Source organism: Marinobacter denitrificans (assembly GCF_008795955.1).
In the GTDB taxonomy this organism is placed as follows: Bacteria; Pseudomonadota; Gammaproteobacteria; order Pseudomonadales; family Oleiphilaceae; genus Marinobacter; species Marinobacter denitrificans.
Genome location: NZ_VMHN01000002.1, coordinates 399,916 through 419,339 on the forward strand (window position 1 = coordinate 399,916; position 19,424 = coordinate 419,339).

Here is a 19,424-nt window from a genome sequence, read left to right on the forward strand (position 1 = left end):
ATCGAAATTTTGCGTCCTGGTTCGCATTACCGACGTCAGCATAATTTACGCCCTTATACGGCGGGCTGTTGTTTAAGTGCTTTTTAGATGCGATTTTTATTAACAGTCAGTTATAAAGTGAGCTATTTGAAGGTTTACGTTATGGACTTTTCTGCTTATATGTATCGTTATAAAACACATGGAGCCTAAGGCGATGCATATAGGTTATCTGGCTGTCGAATATGCTTACACCTGTGTTTATAAAACACTGAGGGAATAATTGTAATAAGTTGAAAAAGCAGAAATTTTTATATGTGGCATGGGAGATGCTTTGTCATGGTAGACCGCTGACGTGTGTACTTAGTCGTCGGCGTCCATAATCAAGGAGGAGTAACCTATGAATACTGCAATTAAAAGAACACTTTTAGCATCTCTTGTTGTCCCGTTCGCGCTGGGCGCGCAGTCTGCGAGCGCCGAGTTGATCACGGATTGGGGCTATGAGGTAAACAGCGAGTTCTCCAACTGGACTCAGACCGGTGGAGACGGTGGCGTTACAGCCTCTGACTCCAACCGCACGCTTTCATGGGGTGTTTCTGATCCGCAGTCATCGGTTTCGATCACTGATGTATCTGCCGGAAGTGGCCTCATGACCAACGGCGGCTACGTAACGGGTGGCACATTTACCCATACCAACAACGTGTTGCCCGCCAGAGGTGCTGCACTGGAAAGCTTCGATCTGACGTCCACGCTGACGCTGACCCCAGCTAACCCGGCCGGAGACCCTCTGGCTCCGGAGTCTCGTACCTTCGCGAGTTTCTTCAATGAAACTCTGAACAATGGTAACTGTATCACCGCATCAATTTCTAACTGCGATGACATTTTCACCATTGACAACATTGATGACCTGGGCCTCGTGGAAACGGATGACGGCTTCGAATTTGCCTCACCGTCGTTCACCATTGATGACTACACCTATACAGTATTCCTTGAGCTGGCTGGTCTGGCCTACCTCGGCGAGGAAGCTTGTACAGAAGCTGGCGCATCAGCTACCTGTATCGGTCTGATCACTCAGGAAGGTGCGGTGAACGACTTCGAAACCCGTTTCCGTATCACTGCTACAGAAGTGCCTGAGCCAGGCACCCTCGCACTGTTGGGCCTGGGCCTTGCAGGGCTTGGTCTGTCACGCAGGAAAAAAGCAGCACAAGCATAACGTTTGAGAAGATCTGACGTTTAGCTAAAAGTGCTTGAAGAAAAGCCCCCGCCATGTGGCGGGGGCTTTTTGATTTGAGGTGTTCCTTTGTCAACGCACACCTTTGGGCATACGGCTCCGTCCAGGCGTAACTTCAGGCAACCTCTCTTTCGCTTGCCTTGTAGGCTGCATCCGGCTTTGCTGGCAAGTAGCGACCATTGTCAGTGATCAGTGACCAGACATCCGGACGACGCTGTCTGATGCCTTCAATCAGTGATGCTGCCTCGGTGAAGGCAGGACGGCGGCGCCCATGGTACTCCATGACCGGCCCCACATGATCAAATTCCACCCCAAACCGCTTTAACAGGCGCAGCTGTGCGGGCTCCATGACGGCCATCCAGTGAGTTATGCCATGTTTGACCGACATCTGGAGGATCGCGGAGAAAAGCCCAAGGCTGATGTAAGGCATGGCGCGTTTGCCGTTTTCTGCATCACTGTAGCAGGCAAAATCGCTGATACCCGTGGCTGACAGGTCTTCATTGAGACGCCGCCGGAACTCCCGGCTGACCGACATCCGGGAGATTTCTGCGATGTGCTCCCGGCGCGCGCCTGCAAAGGCATTTCGCGCATTCTGGTCCATTCGGGGCAGGCACGGGCGTTCCATGGGAAAATCGGCCTCTTCAGGAGTATCTCCCGCCATAACAAGACGAACGGCGGCTACGCTGTCTCCGGTTATCCGGTGTCGGATCAATGCATGTGCGGATCGGGGATCGTAGGCATCATGCTCCATTTTATCAGCAAAGCAGTTGGGGTCTTCGAAAGGCCGGTCAATGCAATAAACCTGGTACCGGACTGCGAAGACCTCGTTAATCACCTCTGGCGATGTCGCCAACTGGACATTGAATACCGAATTGAAAATGGTGCTGACATCTTCCTCATTCGGCTCGTTTTTTGTGTTTTCTTTTATATGTTGAAGTGCAAACCCTGAGTGCATCTCTATATCCTCGTTCTGTCCCTTTCCGGGAGCTGTTAGGGCGATAGTCGCAGTGAAATAAAAGCGCCGCTTAGAGCGTCAACAGACGGCGTACTACGGGTGTATCGAGGTTACAGCTCATCAGACCTCGGAACGCTTTATCCTGGGCACGTAACGTCCGGGCGCCAGGATAAAATTGGGGTCGACTGCGGCTTTCAGTTGACTGGCAAGTCTTGAGAAAGCGGAGTCACCGGTATTCAGCATTCCCATCGCGTCGATGTTGAGACGGTAGGGAAGGAAGCCTTCTTTTTGTCCCGCCTCCACCAGTGCGCGATAGCAGTCGTTTGCCCGTGCTGTCGCATCGGCATCCCTGCGGTCAAACAGCAGGGGAACGGTAGAGTCGAAACAGCGATCATTTACGGTCGTCAGTGTAATCAGTGGATTGATGCCGTACTGCGGGCAAACTCTTTCAATCATGTCGATATAACGGCGAACATCTTTTCCTCGTATCGGAACCAGCGGCGCAAACCATATAAGGCCGCAGCCATCGCGAGCGGGATTTTTCGGTTCTCCGGGCGCTGGCAGCTCTCCTGAGCGCCAATAGGCCAGCGCCAATGCAACATCGTTGGGCGTGCCATGCATGATTTCCAGAGCTCCCGAGAGCGTGTCCGCCATGCCCTTGACCCGTGTAGCCAGCCGGCCGGGCAGTAAACGGGCAACATTTCGCACGGTGTCAACTTTCCGCCGGTTGATAAAAATGAGGCGGTCAGTCACCGGCCCGAGAAGCCGTCGTAGCGTGCGTCGGGCTGCCCGAGCTACTTCTTTGGAGGCATAAATTGCGCCAACCCCACTCCAGGCGGGAACACCATGGCTGTGAGCCATGCTTTCCACTTCAGGGGCAGGAAGAACACCATTAATGGCTTTGTCTTCAGGGAAGGGCGTCATCATAGAGAGCATGCGCTGGCTGTTGAGCAGGTTGATTGCCACGACAGACCCGCCAAGGGCCCGTAGCACGGCCCTGACGGTGGGGACCAGGGCTTCCAGTTTGGCGTCGTCTTTAGTGGAGAAGAAAAATGCGGTCACGGTTTCGGGGACGGGCGCGAGGGCGATGGTGATATTCACCACTACGCCGAAATTCCCCTGACTGAACAGCCCGTCCAGATATGGCCCCAACCCCCACTTGAAAAGGCCGTCTACTTCTGCAGCGCCCAGTTCACTCAGGGGCGTCTGGTAGCGGGTGCCGTCGGGCAATATGGCCTCGATCTTTGTCACCGCTGCAAAATGGTCTGTAATGGGCGTAATGCCGTAACCACGTTCAAGGGCATTACCAAGAATGCTGCAGGTGGGGCCCGCGCCGGTCACTGGAACAAGATATTCGCCTTCATGGGCATCAAGGAAAGCCCTAAGGGCGCCCTGGGTTACGCCGGGTTCAACAGTGACAACGCCCATTTCAGGATCAAAATCGGAAATACGATCAAGCCGGCTCAGATCGAGAATGACGCAGTTGTCCTCAACAGGGTTGGCACTGCCGTAGCCCCAGTTATTGCCGGTGCTAACGGGGTAGACCGCAACCTGCCACCGTTGCGCGACTTGTAAAAGCTCTGCCACCTGCTCCTGATTCTCCGGGCGAAGCACGGCCGGAATAGTACGGGTTGTTCCTATTGTGGAAGCACCAAAACTCTCTGCGCCAGCAGCGACTACTCCGGATTCACCCAGAATAGTGACCCATTCGGCAATTGCAGACTCTGTAGAGGTGCTATTCACGGGCGGTTCCACGGTTAATCAATATCGTTAATAGGTGTTTTGTTAACGTTTGCTGACGGGTTGTTCATCATTAGGGTCATTAGGGCGAGATTATAGGCGAGTTAAGGGAGGCAAGACCACGGTATAGCATTACGACTTTGAAAACGAATGGTGATAAAGAACTGAATTACAATCAAGCAGTTAAAGTGATATCAGAGAAGTAAAGCAGGGGTGGTTTATTAATAATATTTTAACTTATTTATGTAATAAGCTGTCAGAAAAAGTTAATCAACGAGATATAGAGGCGCTCGCTTATTTAACTATTTGAAATTAATACGGTTTAATATTGCTGGCAGATTAAATGTGTAGCGAAAGTGGACATACATATGAATATATATCGATATTATACATACGTGTCCACTGGATTCCATGGCTTCTTCAACTAGGCTGCAACACATATAGCTTCCGACAAGGGAACCAGTTCAATGTCAGCAACTTTCGATCTTAACGAACGCCCCGACTACGATCACCTCTTACAGACGATCGCCGATTATACCCTGAGCTATCGAATAAAGAGTAAAGAGGCTATGACGACGGCCCGACACTGCCTGATGGATACATTAGGCTGCGGGCTGCTTGCCCTCCGGTTTCCCGACTGCCTGAAACACCTTGGGCCTCTCGTTGAGGGTACGGTAGTCCCCCACGGTGCCCGCGTTCCGGGAACGCCGTTCCGCCTGGACCCGGTAAAAGCTGCCTGGGATATTGGGTGCATCGTCCGCTGGCTGGACTACAACGATACCTGGCTCGCGGCCGAATGGGGCCACCCGTCCGACAATCTTGGAGGGATCCTTGCGGTGGCTGACCATCTTTCCCAACGACGGGTTGCCGGGGGTAATACCCCGCTGTCCATGAAGAGTGTGCTGGAAGCCATGATCATGGCCCACGAAATCCAGGGTGTTCTGGCTCTGGAGAATTCGTTTAACCGGGTAGGGCTGGACCACGTAGTCCTGGTGAAAGTGGCGTCCACCGCTGTCACCGCAAAGCTGATGGGTGCAAACCGTGAGCAGCTTCTGTCGGCGCTTTCACATGCTTGGGTCGATGGCCAGTCTTTACGCACCTATCGTCACGCACCTAACGCCGGCTCCCGTAAATCCTGGGCAGCAGGCGATGCCACCTCTCGTGCTGTGCGGTTGGCAGATATTGCCATGAGAGGGGAGATGGGAATCCCGAGTGCACTGACAGCCCCCCAGTGGGGTTTTTACGACGTACTGTTCAGCAAAATCAATAAAGATCAGACGCTGAAGCCTGAAGGTGAGCGTCAGTTTTCGTTGCCCCAGGATTTTGGATCCTACGTAATGGAGAACATCCTCTTCAAAATTTCCTTTCCGGCTGAGTTTCACGCCCAGACTGCGGCGGAGGCTGCCGTAACCCTGCACCCGCAGGTAAGAGATCGACTCGACGAGATCGACCGGATTGTCATCACCACCCATGAGTCAGCCATTCGCATCATCTCCAAGCAGGGCAAGCTCGCGAACGCTGCGGACAGGGACCATTGTCTGCAATACATGACGGCAGTACCGCTGATCTTCGGCAATCTGAATGCTGAACATTACGAAGACAGCTTCCATGCGGGCAATCCGGTCATCGACAGAGTCCGGGAAAAAATGGAAGTGGTTGAAGATGAAAGATATACCCGTGAGTACCTGGAAGAGGACAAGCGTTCCATCGCCAACGCCATACAGGTGCATTTCAAGGATGGCAGCAGTACAGACAAGGTTGTTGTTGAATACCCTATTGGCCATCGTCGCCGCAGAAAAGAAGGGCTCCCGCTTTTGGAAGACAAATTTCGCAGCAACCTCGCCACGCGGTTCCCCGGCCAGCGCTGCGAGCAGATCTTTCAGCTCTGCAAGGACCAGAAAGAGCTGGAAGGTACGCCCGTTCACGAGTTCGTTGAGCTTTTTGTGATATGACAGTGTTACGGCAAGATTACGGTTATGTCAGTTAAATATACATACTCGAAGCCAGAGAACGCTTCGTGCAATCAGGGAGCACCCGCCGATTGCGGGTTTTGGGCCGTCAGACTCCTTCACATCTAACCGGCGTTGCTCGTAAACCGGTGATTGCAGTTACAGAAATTTACAGTACACTGCTGTTCACGTAACGCCGTATGTAAGCGCACTGGATGCGTTTTCTTGTAGTTGTGAACAGCAAAAGGAGTTGGCGTGGCCCACGTCAGATTGTTCAAACACTATATCCATCTTCCGTATGTCATTCTTGGCCTGATCGATTTTCTCGTGCTGGCGTTTGCTTTTGCGCTGGCTGTGTTCTTTCGCTATTTCGGTGACCTTTCCTTCTTTTCTGAAAACCTGGGTTTCCTGTTGCCCTCCGCAATCGTGTTTTCAGCAATAAACCTGTTGGTCATGGTCGCCCTGGGTGTTCATCAGTCCCGCCTGGAAGAGGGCATGTCGGGAATGATGCTGCGCACCATCATGGCATTGATCGTGAGTATACCCCTGTGTGGATTTGCCCACCTTCTGTCCAGTGAGTGGCTGTGGTACCTCGGCGCCAGCGGCGTGCTGACGACAGGATCGGTTTTCGGTTTTTTCTTACTGGGGATTGCCCGCTTGCTCTTTTTTGCCACCGTGGGCAAGGAAACCTTTAAACGAAAGGTGCTGGTGCTGGGTGCTGGCTTCCGCGCAAGGCAGATTCACGAGGATCTGAGAACGCCATTCAACCGTAAGGGCTTTATCCTGACCGGCTTTGTGCCATTGCCGGACGAGCCGATTGAAATCAGCGAAGAATATCTGCTGAACATCCCCACGACACTTCAACAGTACATTATCAAACATCCGGTCAATGAGATCGTGGTAGCTGTGGATGATCGCCGCAAAGGGCTGCCCATGGAGGACCTGCTGGAATGCAAGATGGAAGGAGTGAGGATCGTGGACGGTGCCTCGTTCTACGAGCGGGAGTCCAGGAAAGTAGCCCTTGAGATGGTCACCCGCGGGTGGCTGGTGTTCTCTGACGGATTCACCGTCTCGTCCGTATTCGGGTTTGGCAAACGTTCCCTCGACATATTGGCTGCCAGCGTTCTGTTATTGGCCGGCTTGCCGCTTATGCTGCTGACCGCCATCGCCATCAAGATCGAGGACGGCTTCAAAGCACCGATTTTTTACAGTCAGGAACGGGTTGGGCTTAACGGGCGTGTATTCAAGGTACACAAATTCCGTTCAATGAGAACGGACGCCGAAAAAAACGGTGCAGTATGGGCGAGCAAGAATGACGCTCGTGTAACCCGGGTAGGGGAATTCATCCGTAAAGTGCGGATTGACGAATTGCCACAAATTTTTAATGTACTGAATGGCACCATGGCCTTCGTTGGGCCGCGGCCCGAAAGACCGGTGTTTGTAGAGCAGTTGTCGGAGAAGATTCCGTTCTACAGCGAGCGTCATCGGGTCAAACCGGGTTTGACGGGCTGGGCCCAGCTTTGTTTTGCTTATGCAGATAATGAAGAGGACACCCGCGAAAAGCTCCGCTATGACCTCTACTACATCAAGAACCAAAGTCTGCTGCTCGACTTATTGATTATAATTCAGACAGTAGAAGTGGTACTGTTCAAAAAAGGATCAAGGTAGTTTCGGGACCAGCTCTCCCCGAGACATGGAAATACAAACGGAACCAGAGAGGATAAACAATGTCATCGAAGTACTCACTGAAGGGACTTCTCCTGTCCCTGACTGCGGTAACACTTATTGCAGGTTGTGCCGGCCCCGGCACCTCATCGCCCGAAAAGATTCAGAAGGCTTTGAATGTTGACACAACGAACAGCGTCGACCAGTACATTCTGGGGGCGACAGACGTTGTCCGTATTTCAGTCTGGCGCAACGAAGATCTCAGTATCTCAGTACCCATCAGGCCCGATGGGAAGATCTCGGTGCCTCTCGCTGGTGATGTGCAGGCCAGTGGGCTGGCACCGGAAGAGCTGGCCAAGGATATCGAGCTGCGCCTCGAGTCTTATATTCGTGAGCCCCAGGTCAGTGTCGTTGTGACAAGCATGGGGAGCCACGAATTCAGTGACCGCGTTCGGGTAACCGGAGCTGTTCAACAACCAACCTCCGTTCCGCATCGCGCCGGCATGACAGTACTGGATATGGTGCTGAACTCAGGAGGCCTCTCACCCTTCGCAGCTGCAAACAAATCGGTCCTGTTCAGGAAAGTTGACGGAGAGGTTGTCGCAATCCCCGTCAAACTGGACGAAATACTGACCCGAGGTGATATTTCCACCAATTACAGGCTTCGCCCGGGCGACATCCTGACGGTGCCAGAGAGACGTATCTGATGAATTCGGGAGTAACAATTCAGCTGGCGCCTTCAGATAGCAGGTAATAACTATGGCACTTCCATTAACTCGGTTACCTACAGAAATTGCTCGTGAGATCCGTACCCGCAAATGGCTTGCTCTGTTTGTGTTCGCTGCGGTCAGTTTTGCCGTGCTGGCGGCTGGGTTTCTGTGGCCATACAAATACCAGTCCCAGGTTATTATTTTTGTGGACGACCGAAATATCATTCAGCCATTGATGGAAGGGCGGGCCGTCACGACCGGAATCAGTGAAAAAGCTTCTGCGGCCAAGGAGCTGCTGTGGACCCGCAGCGTGATGGAGAAAATCGCCAGGGACACTGAGATTTTTGGCGAGAACGCTGAGAACATGAGTGACGAAGCGCTGACGGGCCGCATAAGCGGTATCCGAAGTAATATGTCGGTGGCTACGCGCGGCGACAATTACTTCAGTATTGGCTATTCAGCGTCGTCTCCCCTCAAAGCGTTTCAGATCGCGCAGAAACTGGGGCAGGTGTTCATATCAGAAAACAGTAACCGGAAGCGGGCTGAAAGCCGTTCGGCTTATGACTTTATCGATAAACAGGTCAAAAGTTACGAACGGCAGATCGCCGGGGTAGAGGAGCGCCTGAAACAGTTCCTGTCAGAAAATGTTGACGGAACAGAGTCCAGTGCCAACTCCCGCTTGTCGAACCTCCAAAGCCGCCTGGAAATGGCCCAGCTTGAGAAGGAGGAGCTTGAAACCCGAGCCAATGCGATCGAACGGCAAATGACGGAGGTCAACCCCAGAATTCGCCAGGGGCAGGCCGGTGATGCCTACCAGCAGCGTATCAACTCAATGGAAGAACAGTTGGACTCATTGCGGTTGCGCTACCACGATACCTATCCGGACATCGTTATTCTACGCGAACAGATTGCTGAGCTTCGCAAGCAAAGGGATCGAGCGCTAGAAACCCAGATGGATTCGCCAGAATCGTTCGGTGATGAAAACATTGCCAATCCGGTATTCCAGGACATGCGCTCTACGTTGGTAACCACCAATACGGAGATTGAGACCGTGGAAACGCGGATCCAGTCTCTTCAAAGGCTGATTGCGGAGCAAAAAGGTCGCATGGAGGGCATCCAGTCAAACAAGGCTCAGTACTCAGAGCTGACGCGAGACCTGGAAGTCAATAAGGAGATTTATAACGATCTGCTTAAACGTCGGGAAACGGCACGGGTTTCCATGCACCTCGATATTGAAGGGCAGGGACTGAATTACCGGATTAACGAAACGGCACAGTATCCCACGAGTCCAGCAGGGCCGCAGTTTTCAATGTTCGCGTTCGCAGGACTGTTCATAGGGTTAGTCGCGCCATTCGGCGCTGTAGCGGCCTTGTTGCAGGTAGACCCGAGAGTACGGTCCCGGGAACAGATTGAGGACGTACTTGAATTGTCGATACTGGAGCAGTTTCCTGAAGTGCGTACGCCGTTCGAGAAACGACGGGAGCGCAGGGTGACAATGGCAGTTTCAGTAATGGCGGTTGTCGTGGCAGGGGCCTATATCGCAGTCGCTCTGGCCGCAGTGTTTGGAGTATTCTAATGAACGATTCCAGAACGGATCAGGACAAAGAAATCTTCGATAAGCAGGACCATGACGCCAGGAAAGACAATCGCGTCAGAAGCGTGGGCGGTGACTATCAACCCGGGTCCGAAAGTCGAGGCAACGCCAACGCCAACGCCAACGGCAGCGGTAACGGTAAAGGCGGCGAGGTGTCAGGGGGGCGGTCTTACTCTGACTGGGATGACTCACGGATGCTTGTGCCAAGTTCCCTTGAGCTTGGCCCCGGAACCGTCGACAGATACGTCATCAGTAAACAGATTGTCCGGATGCAGGAGCCGCGACGGTTAACTCCGGATGATTTGGATGAAAGGCGGATCATCTATCCTGAATCCAGTAACAGAAAACTGGTAAACCATTTCAGGAATCTCCGTACCAAACTGCTGGAAAAATCTGGCGGTAATAATTTTACAATGGTAGTGAGTGGCGCCGGTACTGGCGCCGGGGCGTCCTTTGTTTCGCTGAACCTGGCTGCCGCTTTTGCGTTCGACGAGGCGAAAACGGCCCTGATCATTGATTGCAATCTGCGCAACCCCGCCCTTCATTCCACCCTGGATATTGTTCCTGAAGCCGGGTTGACTGATTTTCTGGACGATTCCGATTTCGACATCTCACGCATTCTGTACCCCACCGGCATCCCCAGGTTGCGCCTGATTCCGGCGGGTAGCCGGCGTGAAACCCCAAGTGAATTCTTCACGTCGTTCCGCATGAAGCAGTTTCTGCAGGCTGTTCGAAGACGGTATCCGGACAGGTTCATCGTACTGGATACCGCGCCTATTACAGAAACACCTGATGCCCGCATTCTTGCCGATCTGTGCGATTACGCGATGCTGGTTATTCCTCACGGAGGCATGACGATTAGCGGTGTCGAGGATGCGGCTTCTGCGTTCAACCCGGAAAAATTTGTTGGAGCGGTTATCAATGGCTAGATCAGCCGGGCCACGGAAGTGCCCAGAATTTTTCACGTATACTATGGCGTGCACGGTCCTTGCTGCTGCTAACGTAGCCCACTCTGAGCCACTGACCTTGTCAGGAGGGCTGACCAGTCGCTTCAGCGACAACGCAGCGCGCACATCGTCAAACGAAACCAGCGATACGGAAACAAGAGCCAACCTGACAGTTGCGCACCGGACTGATCCCGGCGAGTGTGAGGCACGAACCGCTGCAGAGCTTGGTTATGGTGTCTGGCATGACGATACCTTTGATCCCCGGAACTATGTAGCTCTGGATTTCGACGGAGATTGCGAAATTGCGAGAGGGCTTTCCTGGGAAGTGTCCGACAACCTGCGGGACGTTTCTCAAAACGCGAGAGCCAGCGACACTCCGGAGAACCGCACACGAAAGAACGTCTTCAAGACCGGGCCGGTTTATTCTTTAATGCTTGGCCAACTCGACCAGTTAACGTTTTCCGCAAAGTATCAGAACACGGACTATAGTGAACCGGAAGATCCAGACAGTGACCGTTACATCGGCAGCGCCAGCTGGAACCATATCTTCAGCCAGACACTCTCTGGCGGACTTCAGTTCAGTACCAACCGGGCGGAACTGGATACCGGCGCTGAAATTGATACCGACGTAGCCAGCGTGTTTTTCTCCAAAACCTGGCAGGCAACAAGCTTATCGGGAAGTATTGGTGTCAGCGAAATAGAGAGCACTTTCGGGGGTAATACCCAGACGAATGATGGCGTTGTATGGAACTTCTCTCTTGACCGGGAGATCAATCCTGTAACCCAGGCTTATGTCAGAGGCAGTCGTGAACTGACTGACCAGACATCCGATTTTGATGTCCGGTTTGGAGAAGTTGTTTTCAACCTGCGTGAAACCAGTGCGGTAGAGGTAACGGCAGCAAGCGCGGGTTTTGTGAGACAATTCAGCGATGCATCTACCATCGATGTAGGTGTATTCGGCAACCGACAACATTACTTCCGGACAGACGAAGTTGAGGAGGCCGTCGGTTTTACAGTTAACTACAACCGCACAATCTCAACCTTGCTTTCTCTTCAGACCCGGGGCAGATATCGGCATCGCACTTTCGATTCTGATGACATTGATGATGACACCTATAGCGCCGATATCGGCCTGATTTACGAGCTTACCCAGGATCTTGATATTAGCGGTCGCGTTGGCCATACCACCAGAGACAGTGATTCAAGCGCCGGTGAATACCAGGAGAACTGGGTATCACTGGCTCTTGACTACAAGTTTTTCTGATTTGCCGTCGCAGAAGAAAGTCTACTACCCGGAGCTATATGGACGTGACAAAGAACGCGCTGACCATCGATGTTGAAGATTACTTTCAGGTGGCTGCGCTTGCGGAAGCCGTCGACCAGAATGACTGGTCGTCGATGGAATATCGCGTAGAGGCCAACACGGATCGGTTGCTTGAACTGTTTTCACAAAAAGGTGTGAAAGCTACGTTCTTTACTTTGGGGTGGGTGGCTGAACGGTCTCCTGAACTGATCAGGCGGATCCAGAAAGCCGGGCACGAGATTGCTAGCCACGGTTATAGCCATCAGCTGGTTTATAAGCAGACGCCGGAGGTCTTCCGGGATGAAACCCGAAGGTCGAAACAAATACTGGAAGATATAACCGGCGAGCCCATTACAGGGTACCGGGCAGCCAGCTACTCGATTACTGCGCAGTCGCGCTGGGCATTGGATATCCTTTGTGAAGAGGGGTTTACCTGGGACTCATCCATTTTCCCGGTGCATCACGACCGCTACGGCATGCCGGGTACGCCCCACGAACCTTATCGGCTGGAAGCCCCCGGCGGCGGCACACTGATCGAATTTCCACTTTCTACCTGCCCCTTGGGTAGCTACCGGTTACCCATAGCGGGAGGGGGATACTTCCGTCTTTACCCGTATTGGCTGAGCCGATGGGGACTTGGCAAGATTAACAGGGCAGGGCAGCCTTTCATTTTCTATCTCCATCCATGGGAGATAGATACCGGCCAGCCCCGATTGAAGGTCAAACCACTTTCACGCTTCAGGCACTATAACAATCTGGACAAATGTATGGGGAGGCTTGAGCAATTGCTTGAGGACTTCCGTTTCGGCTCAGTTTCAGATGTACTGTCGGAGACCAAGATACCCGCTGGTGCTGTTGTCGTCTAAGAGACTGTTAAGGATAGCGCAATGGGAATGGAGATGCCTGAGCCGAGGTTGGATATCTCAAAAGATCGGCTCGATGAGCTGAAAAATACCAAAGGTCGCCTAAGCCGGAAAATTGGCGAAGCCAAGAAATCCGGTCGCGATGCAGACAAACTGATTGACGAGCTGAAGCAGGTCTCAGATGAGATAAAGCAGCTTCAAAAATTGCTCAAACAACAGCTCAATGAAACCCGGGCAGCTAAAAAATGGGCTCCCGGGGTCATTGAAATGCCCCCGGCTATTGCCGATAAGGCATCCTCCGGTGCAATCAAAGTTCAGCACTTTACTGGCGACGGCCCTGCTGGCGTCGAGGCTTACCTGGCTAAACACCCGGCAGCTTCTGTATGGCATCGCCCGACAGTGTCCGGATTTATCGAGGATACCTGTGGGAACAATGCCAGATATTTCTGTGCATTTGACGATACAGGTAGCGTGGTTGGTGTACTTCCCCTGGTGCAACTCAACAGCCGTCTGTTTGGCAACTTTCTTGTGGGCATGCCTTATTTCAATTACGGAGGGGTATTGGCGGATAACCGGGAAGTTGCCCTGGAGTTGATTTCCAGCGCGGATCAGTGGCGGCGGGAGGTTAACGCCAAACACCTGGAGCTCCGTTTTTGCCAGGATAACGCCCTGGGGCTGCCGCAAAAGACCGACAAAGTGGTTTTCTGGCTACCCCTGCCCGACAACACCAATGATCTTTGGGACAGTTTCCAGCCCAAAGTGCGTGCTCAGATACGCCGGGGCCAGCGGGAAATGACCGATCTCATCATTGGTGGGTCCGAGCTGCTCGACGAATTTTACAGGGTTTTCGCAGTCAACATGCGTGACCTCGGGACCCCTGTTTACGGTAAGGACTTCTTCGCCAATCTGTTACAGGCTCTGGAAGGACAGGCCTGGTTGGTGGTTGCACGAATAGACGGGCGAGCCGTAGGCTGCGCCTTTCTGACCGGCTACAAAGGCAGAATGGAGATTCCATGGGCGTCGACCTTGCGCCGCTATAACCACACCAGTATCAACATGAGTATGTACTGGAAGATTCTGGAGTTTGCTGTCCAGCAAGGGTTTGGCGTGTTTGATTTTGGCCGCTGCAGCCAGGATGCCGGCACCTATCGCTTTAAGCAGCAATGGGGAGCGCAGCCCCTGAAGCTCTACTGGGACTATGTGCTACCGGATGGCGACCAACTGCCGGCGCTAAACCCCGACAACCCGAAATTCAGACTGATGATAGCGGTGTGGCAACGGTTGCCAGTGATGCTAACGAACCTGCTGGGGCCTCACATCGTCAAGAGGCTGCCATGATGAGTCTGTTCCAGACCAAGGCCTGGCAAAGTGCATGGTGGGAAACCTGGGGCAATCAAAAAGGTTTCAGACTGGTCAGTAAATGGGATGGCCAGGTATCCGGTCTATACGAGTCACGGTACCGGCTGAAGGGCGTGTTGCCGGTACGTTCACTCCAGTTCGTTGGAACCAGCTATCGGGAGCTGAGAACACCCAGAACCGAGTACAATCAGTTCTGCCGCGATGATCTGAGTGGGCAGCCGTTACTGCGGGAAATGGAACAGATTCTCCAGGCAGAGCCTTGGACAGAAGCCGTTTTCAATGACCTGCGGACGGGCTCTGAAGAGCTGTCTGCTTTGGTGACTATTGCGGCCACGCATAACTGGGCGTTCAGGATTACGGCCTCAGACAATGGTTACGCCGTGTCGACATCCGGCAGCTTCGATAACTATCTTGCGTCCCTGGGCGCCAACAGCCGTTTGCGCCTCTACAACCGCAGAAAAATACTGGAGTCCCTTGGGAACGTTCGGCAAGAGAACCTTTGGCCAGCGAACGCTGACACTTTCTTTCAATACCTGAACCGGTTTCACCTGGAACGGTGGAAGAAAAATTGTGTCACGCCTACCAGCCTGGAGTTCCACAAGAAGTTTTTGTCGCGCGTTGAAAAAGAGGGAGGCAAGCCTCTGCTGTCTGCGCTGTATTGTGACGACGAAGTGGTTTCAGTACTCTATGACGTTTGGTATCAAGGCGTTGTCTATAACATCCAGGCCGGCTTCGATGAGAACTTCCACAGAAAGTTATCCCTTGGCTCATTGCATCTCGGTTACGCTATCGAAGACGCCTTCCGGGCGGAGGATACCCATCGTCTGGACTTGCTGGCCGGGTGGGGTAAGAGAGAAGACTATAAATCCCGGTTTGCGACTGACCATTACCAGTTCATATCCATCATGCTTGTTAAAAGCGTTCTGTTCCGTGCCCTTTACTGGATGAGAGGGTAAACCACTGTTGCAAGGAGAGCGATGACTACCATTCTGCATCTCATAGATACAACGGGTCCCGGTGGCGCGGAGACCGTATTCACCAATCTTCTGAAAGAGTTGGAGCAGACACAATTCCACAATATCGTGGTATTGCGTGGCGAGGGTTGGGTGGCTGACCAGGTTCGCAGCCTTGGCCTCACCCCACACCTTATCGACTCCAAGGGAAGCTTCAATATTGACTATATCAAAGCACTTCGGCAGTTGATTATTAGCCAGAAAGTGGACCTGATACACGCGCACCTGCTTGGTTCAAATGTTTATGGTGCTCTGTTGGCCCTGATATGCAGAAAGCCCATGATTGCAACCTTCCATGGTGCCGTGGATGTTGCTTCGGGAGAGCGGTTTCTCAAGGCAAAGTTTTCCCTCATCGGGTGGGGTGCCTCTACAATTGTTTGCGTGTCGAAGCGGCTTCAGGAAGAACTGGCCGATCGCAGCCCGTTGCCTACCCATAAACTGAAGCTGATCTATAACGGTGTGGATCCGAAGGCCTTCAACAGAACCCCTGCGTCAGGGCTCAAAAAAGAACTGGGGCTACCAGAAGACGCAAGACTGGTGGTCTCTATCGGCAACGTCCGCCCGGCAAAAGGCTATGAGTATCTGGTTGACGCCGCAATCACAATGGCGGATCGGGACCCGAATGTTCACTTTGTGGTAGTAGGCCACCAGAAAGAAAAACTTTTCAACAAGCTGACGGAACAGGTCGCGAAAGCTTCGAAACCACCCAATATTCATTGGCTGGGGTTTCGGACAGATGTCGCGAATATTCTTCGGCAGGCAGATATTTTCCTCTTGCCCTCCGTGTCCGAAGGTTTCTCCATTTCTACGGTGGAGGCGATGATGTCCGGAGTGCCGGTTATTGCTACCCGCAGCGGGGGGCCCGAGGAAATTATTATGGATGGTGTGTCTGGCATATTGGTGCCAGTAAAAGACCCTGGGGCAATCGTCGTGGCCATTCAGAAGATGAAAGACAAGTCGAAGCGTAAACGCATGATTGTAGAAGCGAAGCAAAATGCAAAAGCTCGTTTCTCTTTGCAGGCCATGCTGGAGAGTTACAAAGAAATTTACAGCCAGTTGATCGAATAGAATGGGAAAGGTTATGGATGTCTCTCGTGTGTACATGACGGTCAATATCCATAAAGGCTCCCTTTCGGGAAAAAGCGCGGAAGTGAAGGTCAGCTCTCCGTGCCTTTACCAATCGACAGGACCAAACCCGGGAACACTGTATTACACGCGATTACCCGCAAATATGTCCGAAGAGGATGTTGTCGCGAAAATCGTCAGCAACGACTGGGATTTTGTGAGCGGGGCTGAGTACAATTTTCTGGCAGTTTTTGTTTCACGTGATGGAAATAACCTGACACTCGTCCGTGATCGATACGGAAGTCAACGGGTGCTGATCAGGGAGACCACTGATCACATAATCGTGACAACCGACCCCCGGGCTGTCCAGGATACCCAGATCCAATGGAACCCTCTAGCGCTGCGCTATGCACTGGTTTCCCGGATAATTACCGAGGATGCCCTGGAAGACGGCGTGTCGGTCTTACCTCTGTTGCACGGTATCACCTATGATGACAAAAACGGATTAGCCGTCATCGAAACCGGAGCTGAGCAACTCAGGATTCGGGAAGGTGGGGAACCATCCAGCGATAACGACTTAATTGAAAGTATTAAAAACAGTATATGTGAGTCTTATCAACAGATTAATACACAAGAACCTGCGGCCGTTTTGTTAAGTGGAGGAGTGGACTCTTTTATCCTCGCTGCAATTGCCTGTCAGGTTTTCGATAAGGTTAAAGCTTATACGCCCACATGGGATAAAGGTGAAAACCCTGAATTAGAGCGCGCTATCGGATTTGGGAAGAAGCTGGGGCTGGAGCATCGTATTGTCACCATACATCCGGACGAGTTTAAATCATCTTTTTTTGAGGTGATTGACGCAAACGGTGTTCCCAACAGGAATTACAGTTCCCTGGTTTTGCACGCCTTGTTCAAGCATATTCCTGAAGAAAATATCCTTTATGGCGAATACGCGGATACGATGTTCGGGAGCCGCCCTGTCAAAGCCGGCATTATGGATGGAAAGTACGCCAGAGTGCTTCGTTTTATTCCAGACTATTTGATCCCTGCTCGGCTAAAATCGATCTGCGCCAGTATTAAAAACCATGGGGTAGGGCAACTGATTGAAATTCCGCAAATTACCGAACCCTTCATTGGCAAGACCCTTGATTCTATTGGGGTTTCACCACCAAAAAATAATACAGCAGACCGCAAGAGGGCTTTCACCCGTGTCTCTGGTACGGAATTCAATCTAAAAACCGATTGTTCACAGCACATGGTGGAAATCGAAACCAGCGCACTTTTACTGGGTAAAAAAATCGTCACGCCTTTCTACAATCAACGCATGGTTGCACTCTCAAACAGACTTTCGAACCGGCAGATGTTTGGCCCAAGCGAGCTCAGCATTCCCAGGAATTTCCGTAGAGACACTTCAAGTCACGTTAAACCTTTGTTAAAGCAATTAGCCTGTCAGTTTATCGAACCTGAAGCTATATATCTGGAAAAGCTGGGGTTTCCCACTCCGTTCCCTCAATGGATTAAGCATTTTGTAATTTCAGATAACGAAGATTACTGTAAAATCTATTCTGAAAGTAAGAATACAGAACAGGCTTGGTCCGCATTAAACTTGATGTACCTGACTAATAGGCAAAGTGCTGGTTAATAGCACTAGTCCGGGAAGTTGGGGCCTGCCAGTTAGCATGTTTCTCGTTAACTATGGAAGGTGTGCAGGATGCAGATCCGGAACCTAAGGGTTGAAGAAAGTGATGAGCAGCGCTGGACGCTCTCGGCCTGGGTAGGCCCTAAGCAGATATACTTTTCCTATGACGGTATAGCGTGTCCTGAAGTCATCAGTGGTGATGCGTTTGTCATGGCCGCACTGGTGCCGGCTATGCAACAGGGAGAAAATCTTGGCATTGACGAGTCAGTGCCGGTAAGCACAGAGCTGCTGGGAAACCTGAGTCTTTACCAGGAGATCTTCAGGCAGTGGTACCCTGGTCTGGCCCGGGTGCAGATCACTGCAAAAAATGAGATACAACACTCACAGCCTGGCAATGGCGCCGGATGCTTTTTTAGTGGCGGAGTAGACAGCCTTTATACTGTCGCGAAAACGTCTGAAGAGCTTGACCACCTGGTGCTGTGCCTTGGTCTGGATATCTCCATAAAAGAACAGCAACGTTGGGAAAAAACACGTGCGTTAGCCTGGCAGTTCTCCCGGAACTCCGGTTTGAACCTCATCTCTGTCACCACCAATGTTAAAGAGCATCTGGATTGCAAAGATTTTGACAATCACGGTGCTATTTTAGTGAGCACCGGGATTGGTATGGGGCTGGGAAAACTGTTCGTTCCAGCCAGTCATGGTTACAATGACCTGTTCCCCTGTGGCAGCCATCCAGTGAGCGATCCATTGTTAAGCAATGGCAGGACCCATATTGTTCATCATGGTATTGCTTTCAGAACTGACAAAACCAGAGCTATCCTTGATTGGCCGCACGGACTGGACGAGTTAAGGGTTTGTAATGTGCACTCCGCTTACAATTGCGGAAAATGTGAAAAATGCCTGCGAACAATGACTGCACTCAAACTGTTCAACAGAACCGTTGACTCTTTGCCCAGCCTGCCCAACTTCGACTGCCTGGATGACGTTCGGCTGGAAAAACACAACCAATACGTGTTCTGGGTTGAAAACTATCAGCTTGCGAAAGAGGTCGGGAACCAGGAGGCCCAGAAGGCAATAAGTCGGTTACTCAGTCGATTCCGAAAAAGAGAAGCGCTGAAGGAGTTGGATGAAACCTTCATCAACGGCGCACTGATCCGACTCAAGCGGGCACTGCTCTAGATGACTTCCAGGGGGCTGCAAAATACTTCATCGGGAGTCTGGCATTGAAGGATAAAGTGCTGAAGTGGGCAAACGTCGTTGGTGAGACTGGTCTTTATCGGCTGTTATGTCCTGGTCGATTGCCAGTATTCATGTTGCACCGAGTCACCAACGGAGATGATGGCGTTCCGTCCGGCCTACCTGCGGATCAATTGCGTAGCCACCTCCAGTACCTTACTGACAAGGGGTACCACGTC

The 19,424-nt window shown here is 52.1% G+C and carries 15 protein-coding genes; 13 read left to right on the forward strand and 2 right to left on the reverse strand.

The genetic code is table 11. The features are described 5' to 3' along the window. Positions 1-376: 376 nt before the first annotated feature. On the forward strand, positions 377-1,189 hold the full coding sequence (locus FO268_RS09795) for a THxN family PEP-CTERM protein (protein ID WP_150992420.1): 813 nt from the start codon (positions 377-379) through the stop codon (positions 1,187-1,189). Between the two features lie 133 nt (positions 1,190-1,322). Here FO268_RS09795 and FO268_RS09800 read toward each other — a convergent pair whose 3' ends face one another. Then, positions 1,323-2,162 carry a PEP-CTERM/exosortase system-associated acyltransferase gene (locus FO268_RS09800; RefSeq protein WP_150992422.1) on the reverse strand — a complete coding sequence of 280 codons (840 nt, stop codon included), beginning with the start codon at positions 2,160-2,162 and terminating at the stop codon, positions 1,323-1,325. Between the two features lie 120 nt (positions 2,163-2,282). Continuing rightward, entirely contained in the window at positions 2,283-3,905 is a 1,623-nt protein-coding gene (locus FO268_RS09805; RefSeq protein WP_150992424.1) for an FAD-binding oxidoreductase, read from the reverse strand. Positions 3,906-4,369: 464 nt separating this feature from the next. On the opposite strand from FO268_RS09805, the gene prpD reads away from it, so the two are divergent. From prpD to FO268_RS09865, 12 genes are all read left to right on the forward strand, one after another. Beyond that, positions 4,370-5,854: a 2-methylcitrate dehydratase gene (prpD, locus tag FO268_RS09810; RefSeq protein ID WP_150992426.1), complete on the forward strand. Its 1,485-nt coding sequence runs from the start codon at positions 4,370-4,372 to the stop codon at positions 5,852-5,854. A gap of 252 nt (positions 5,855-6,106) precedes the next feature. After that, positions 6,107-7,519, forward strand: coding sequence for a TIGR03013 family XrtA/PEP-CTERM system glycosyltransferase (locus FO268_RS09815; protein ID WP_150992428.1), 1,413 nt, complete (start codon positions 6,107-6,109; stop codon positions 7,517-7,519). Between the two features lie 59 nt (positions 7,520-7,578). Then, positions 7,579-8,223: an XrtA/PEP-CTERM system exopolysaccharide export protein gene (locus tag FO268_RS09820; RefSeq protein ID WP_150992430.1), complete on the forward strand. Its 645-nt coding sequence runs from the start codon at positions 7,579-7,581 to the stop codon at positions 8,221-8,223. Between the two features lie 52 nt (positions 8,224-8,275). Beyond that, complete coding sequence (locus tag FO268_RS09825; protein ID WP_150992432.1) at positions 8,276-9,802, forward strand: XrtA system polysaccharide chain length determinant; 1,527 nt, start codon at positions 8,276-8,278, stop codon at positions 9,800-9,802. Then, the gene (locus tag FO268_RS09830; RefSeq protein WP_225316579.1) at positions 9,802-10,749 is read left to right on the forward strand and encodes a P-loop NTPase family protein; all 948 of its coding nucleotides are present in this window, start codon (positions 9,802-9,804) and stop codon (positions 10,747-10,749) included. Before FO268_RS09825 ends, FO268_RS09830 begins: the two co-directional genes overlap by 1 nt. A 43-nt stretch (positions 10,750-10,792) precedes the next feature. Continuing rightward, positions 10,793-12,031 carry an outer membrane beta-barrel protein gene (locus tag FO268_RS09835; RefSeq protein ID WP_150992434.1) on the forward strand — a complete coding sequence of 413 codons (1,239 nt, stop codon included), beginning with the start codon at positions 10,793-10,795 and terminating at the stop codon, positions 12,029-12,031. A gap of 38 nt (positions 12,032-12,069) precedes the next feature. Continuing rightward, positions 12,070-12,936, forward strand: coding sequence for an XrtA system polysaccharide deacetylase (locus FO268_RS09840; RefSeq protein ID WP_150992436.1), 867 nt, complete (start codon positions 12,070-12,072; stop codon positions 12,934-12,936). 21 nt (positions 12,937-12,957) lie between these two features. Further along, positions 12,958-14,271 (forward strand): FemAB family XrtA/PEP-CTERM system-associated protein, encoded by a 1,314-nt coding sequence (locus FO268_RS09845; protein WP_150992438.1) that lies wholly within the window; start codon positions 12,958-12,960, stop codon positions 14,269-14,271. Continuing rightward, the gene (locus FO268_RS09850; RefSeq protein ID WP_225316580.1) at positions 14,268-15,248 is read left to right on the forward strand and encodes a GNAT family N-acetyltransferase; all 981 of its coding nucleotides are present in this window, start codon (positions 14,268-14,270) and stop codon (positions 15,246-15,248) included. The genes FO268_RS09845 and FO268_RS09850 overlap by 4 nt, the downstream gene beginning before the upstream one ends. Before the next feature lie 21 nt (positions 15,249-15,269). Then, entirely contained in the window at positions 15,270-16,373 is a 1,104-nt protein-coding gene (locus FO268_RS09855) for a glycosyltransferase family 4 protein (protein WP_150992440.1), read from the forward strand. A gap of 13 nt (positions 16,374-16,386) precedes the next feature. After that, entirely contained in the window at positions 16,387-18,012 is a 1,626-nt protein-coding gene (locus tag FO268_RS09860) for an asparagine synthase-related protein (protein WP_191966931.1), read from the forward strand. Positions 18,013-18,081: 69 nt separating this feature from the next. Continuing rightward, a complete protein-coding gene (locus tag FO268_RS09865) occupies positions 18,082-19,188 on the forward strand; it encodes a hypothetical protein (RefSeq protein WP_150992444.1) in 1,107 nt (368 codons plus the stop codon). Positions 19,189-19,424 lie beyond the last annotated feature (236 nt).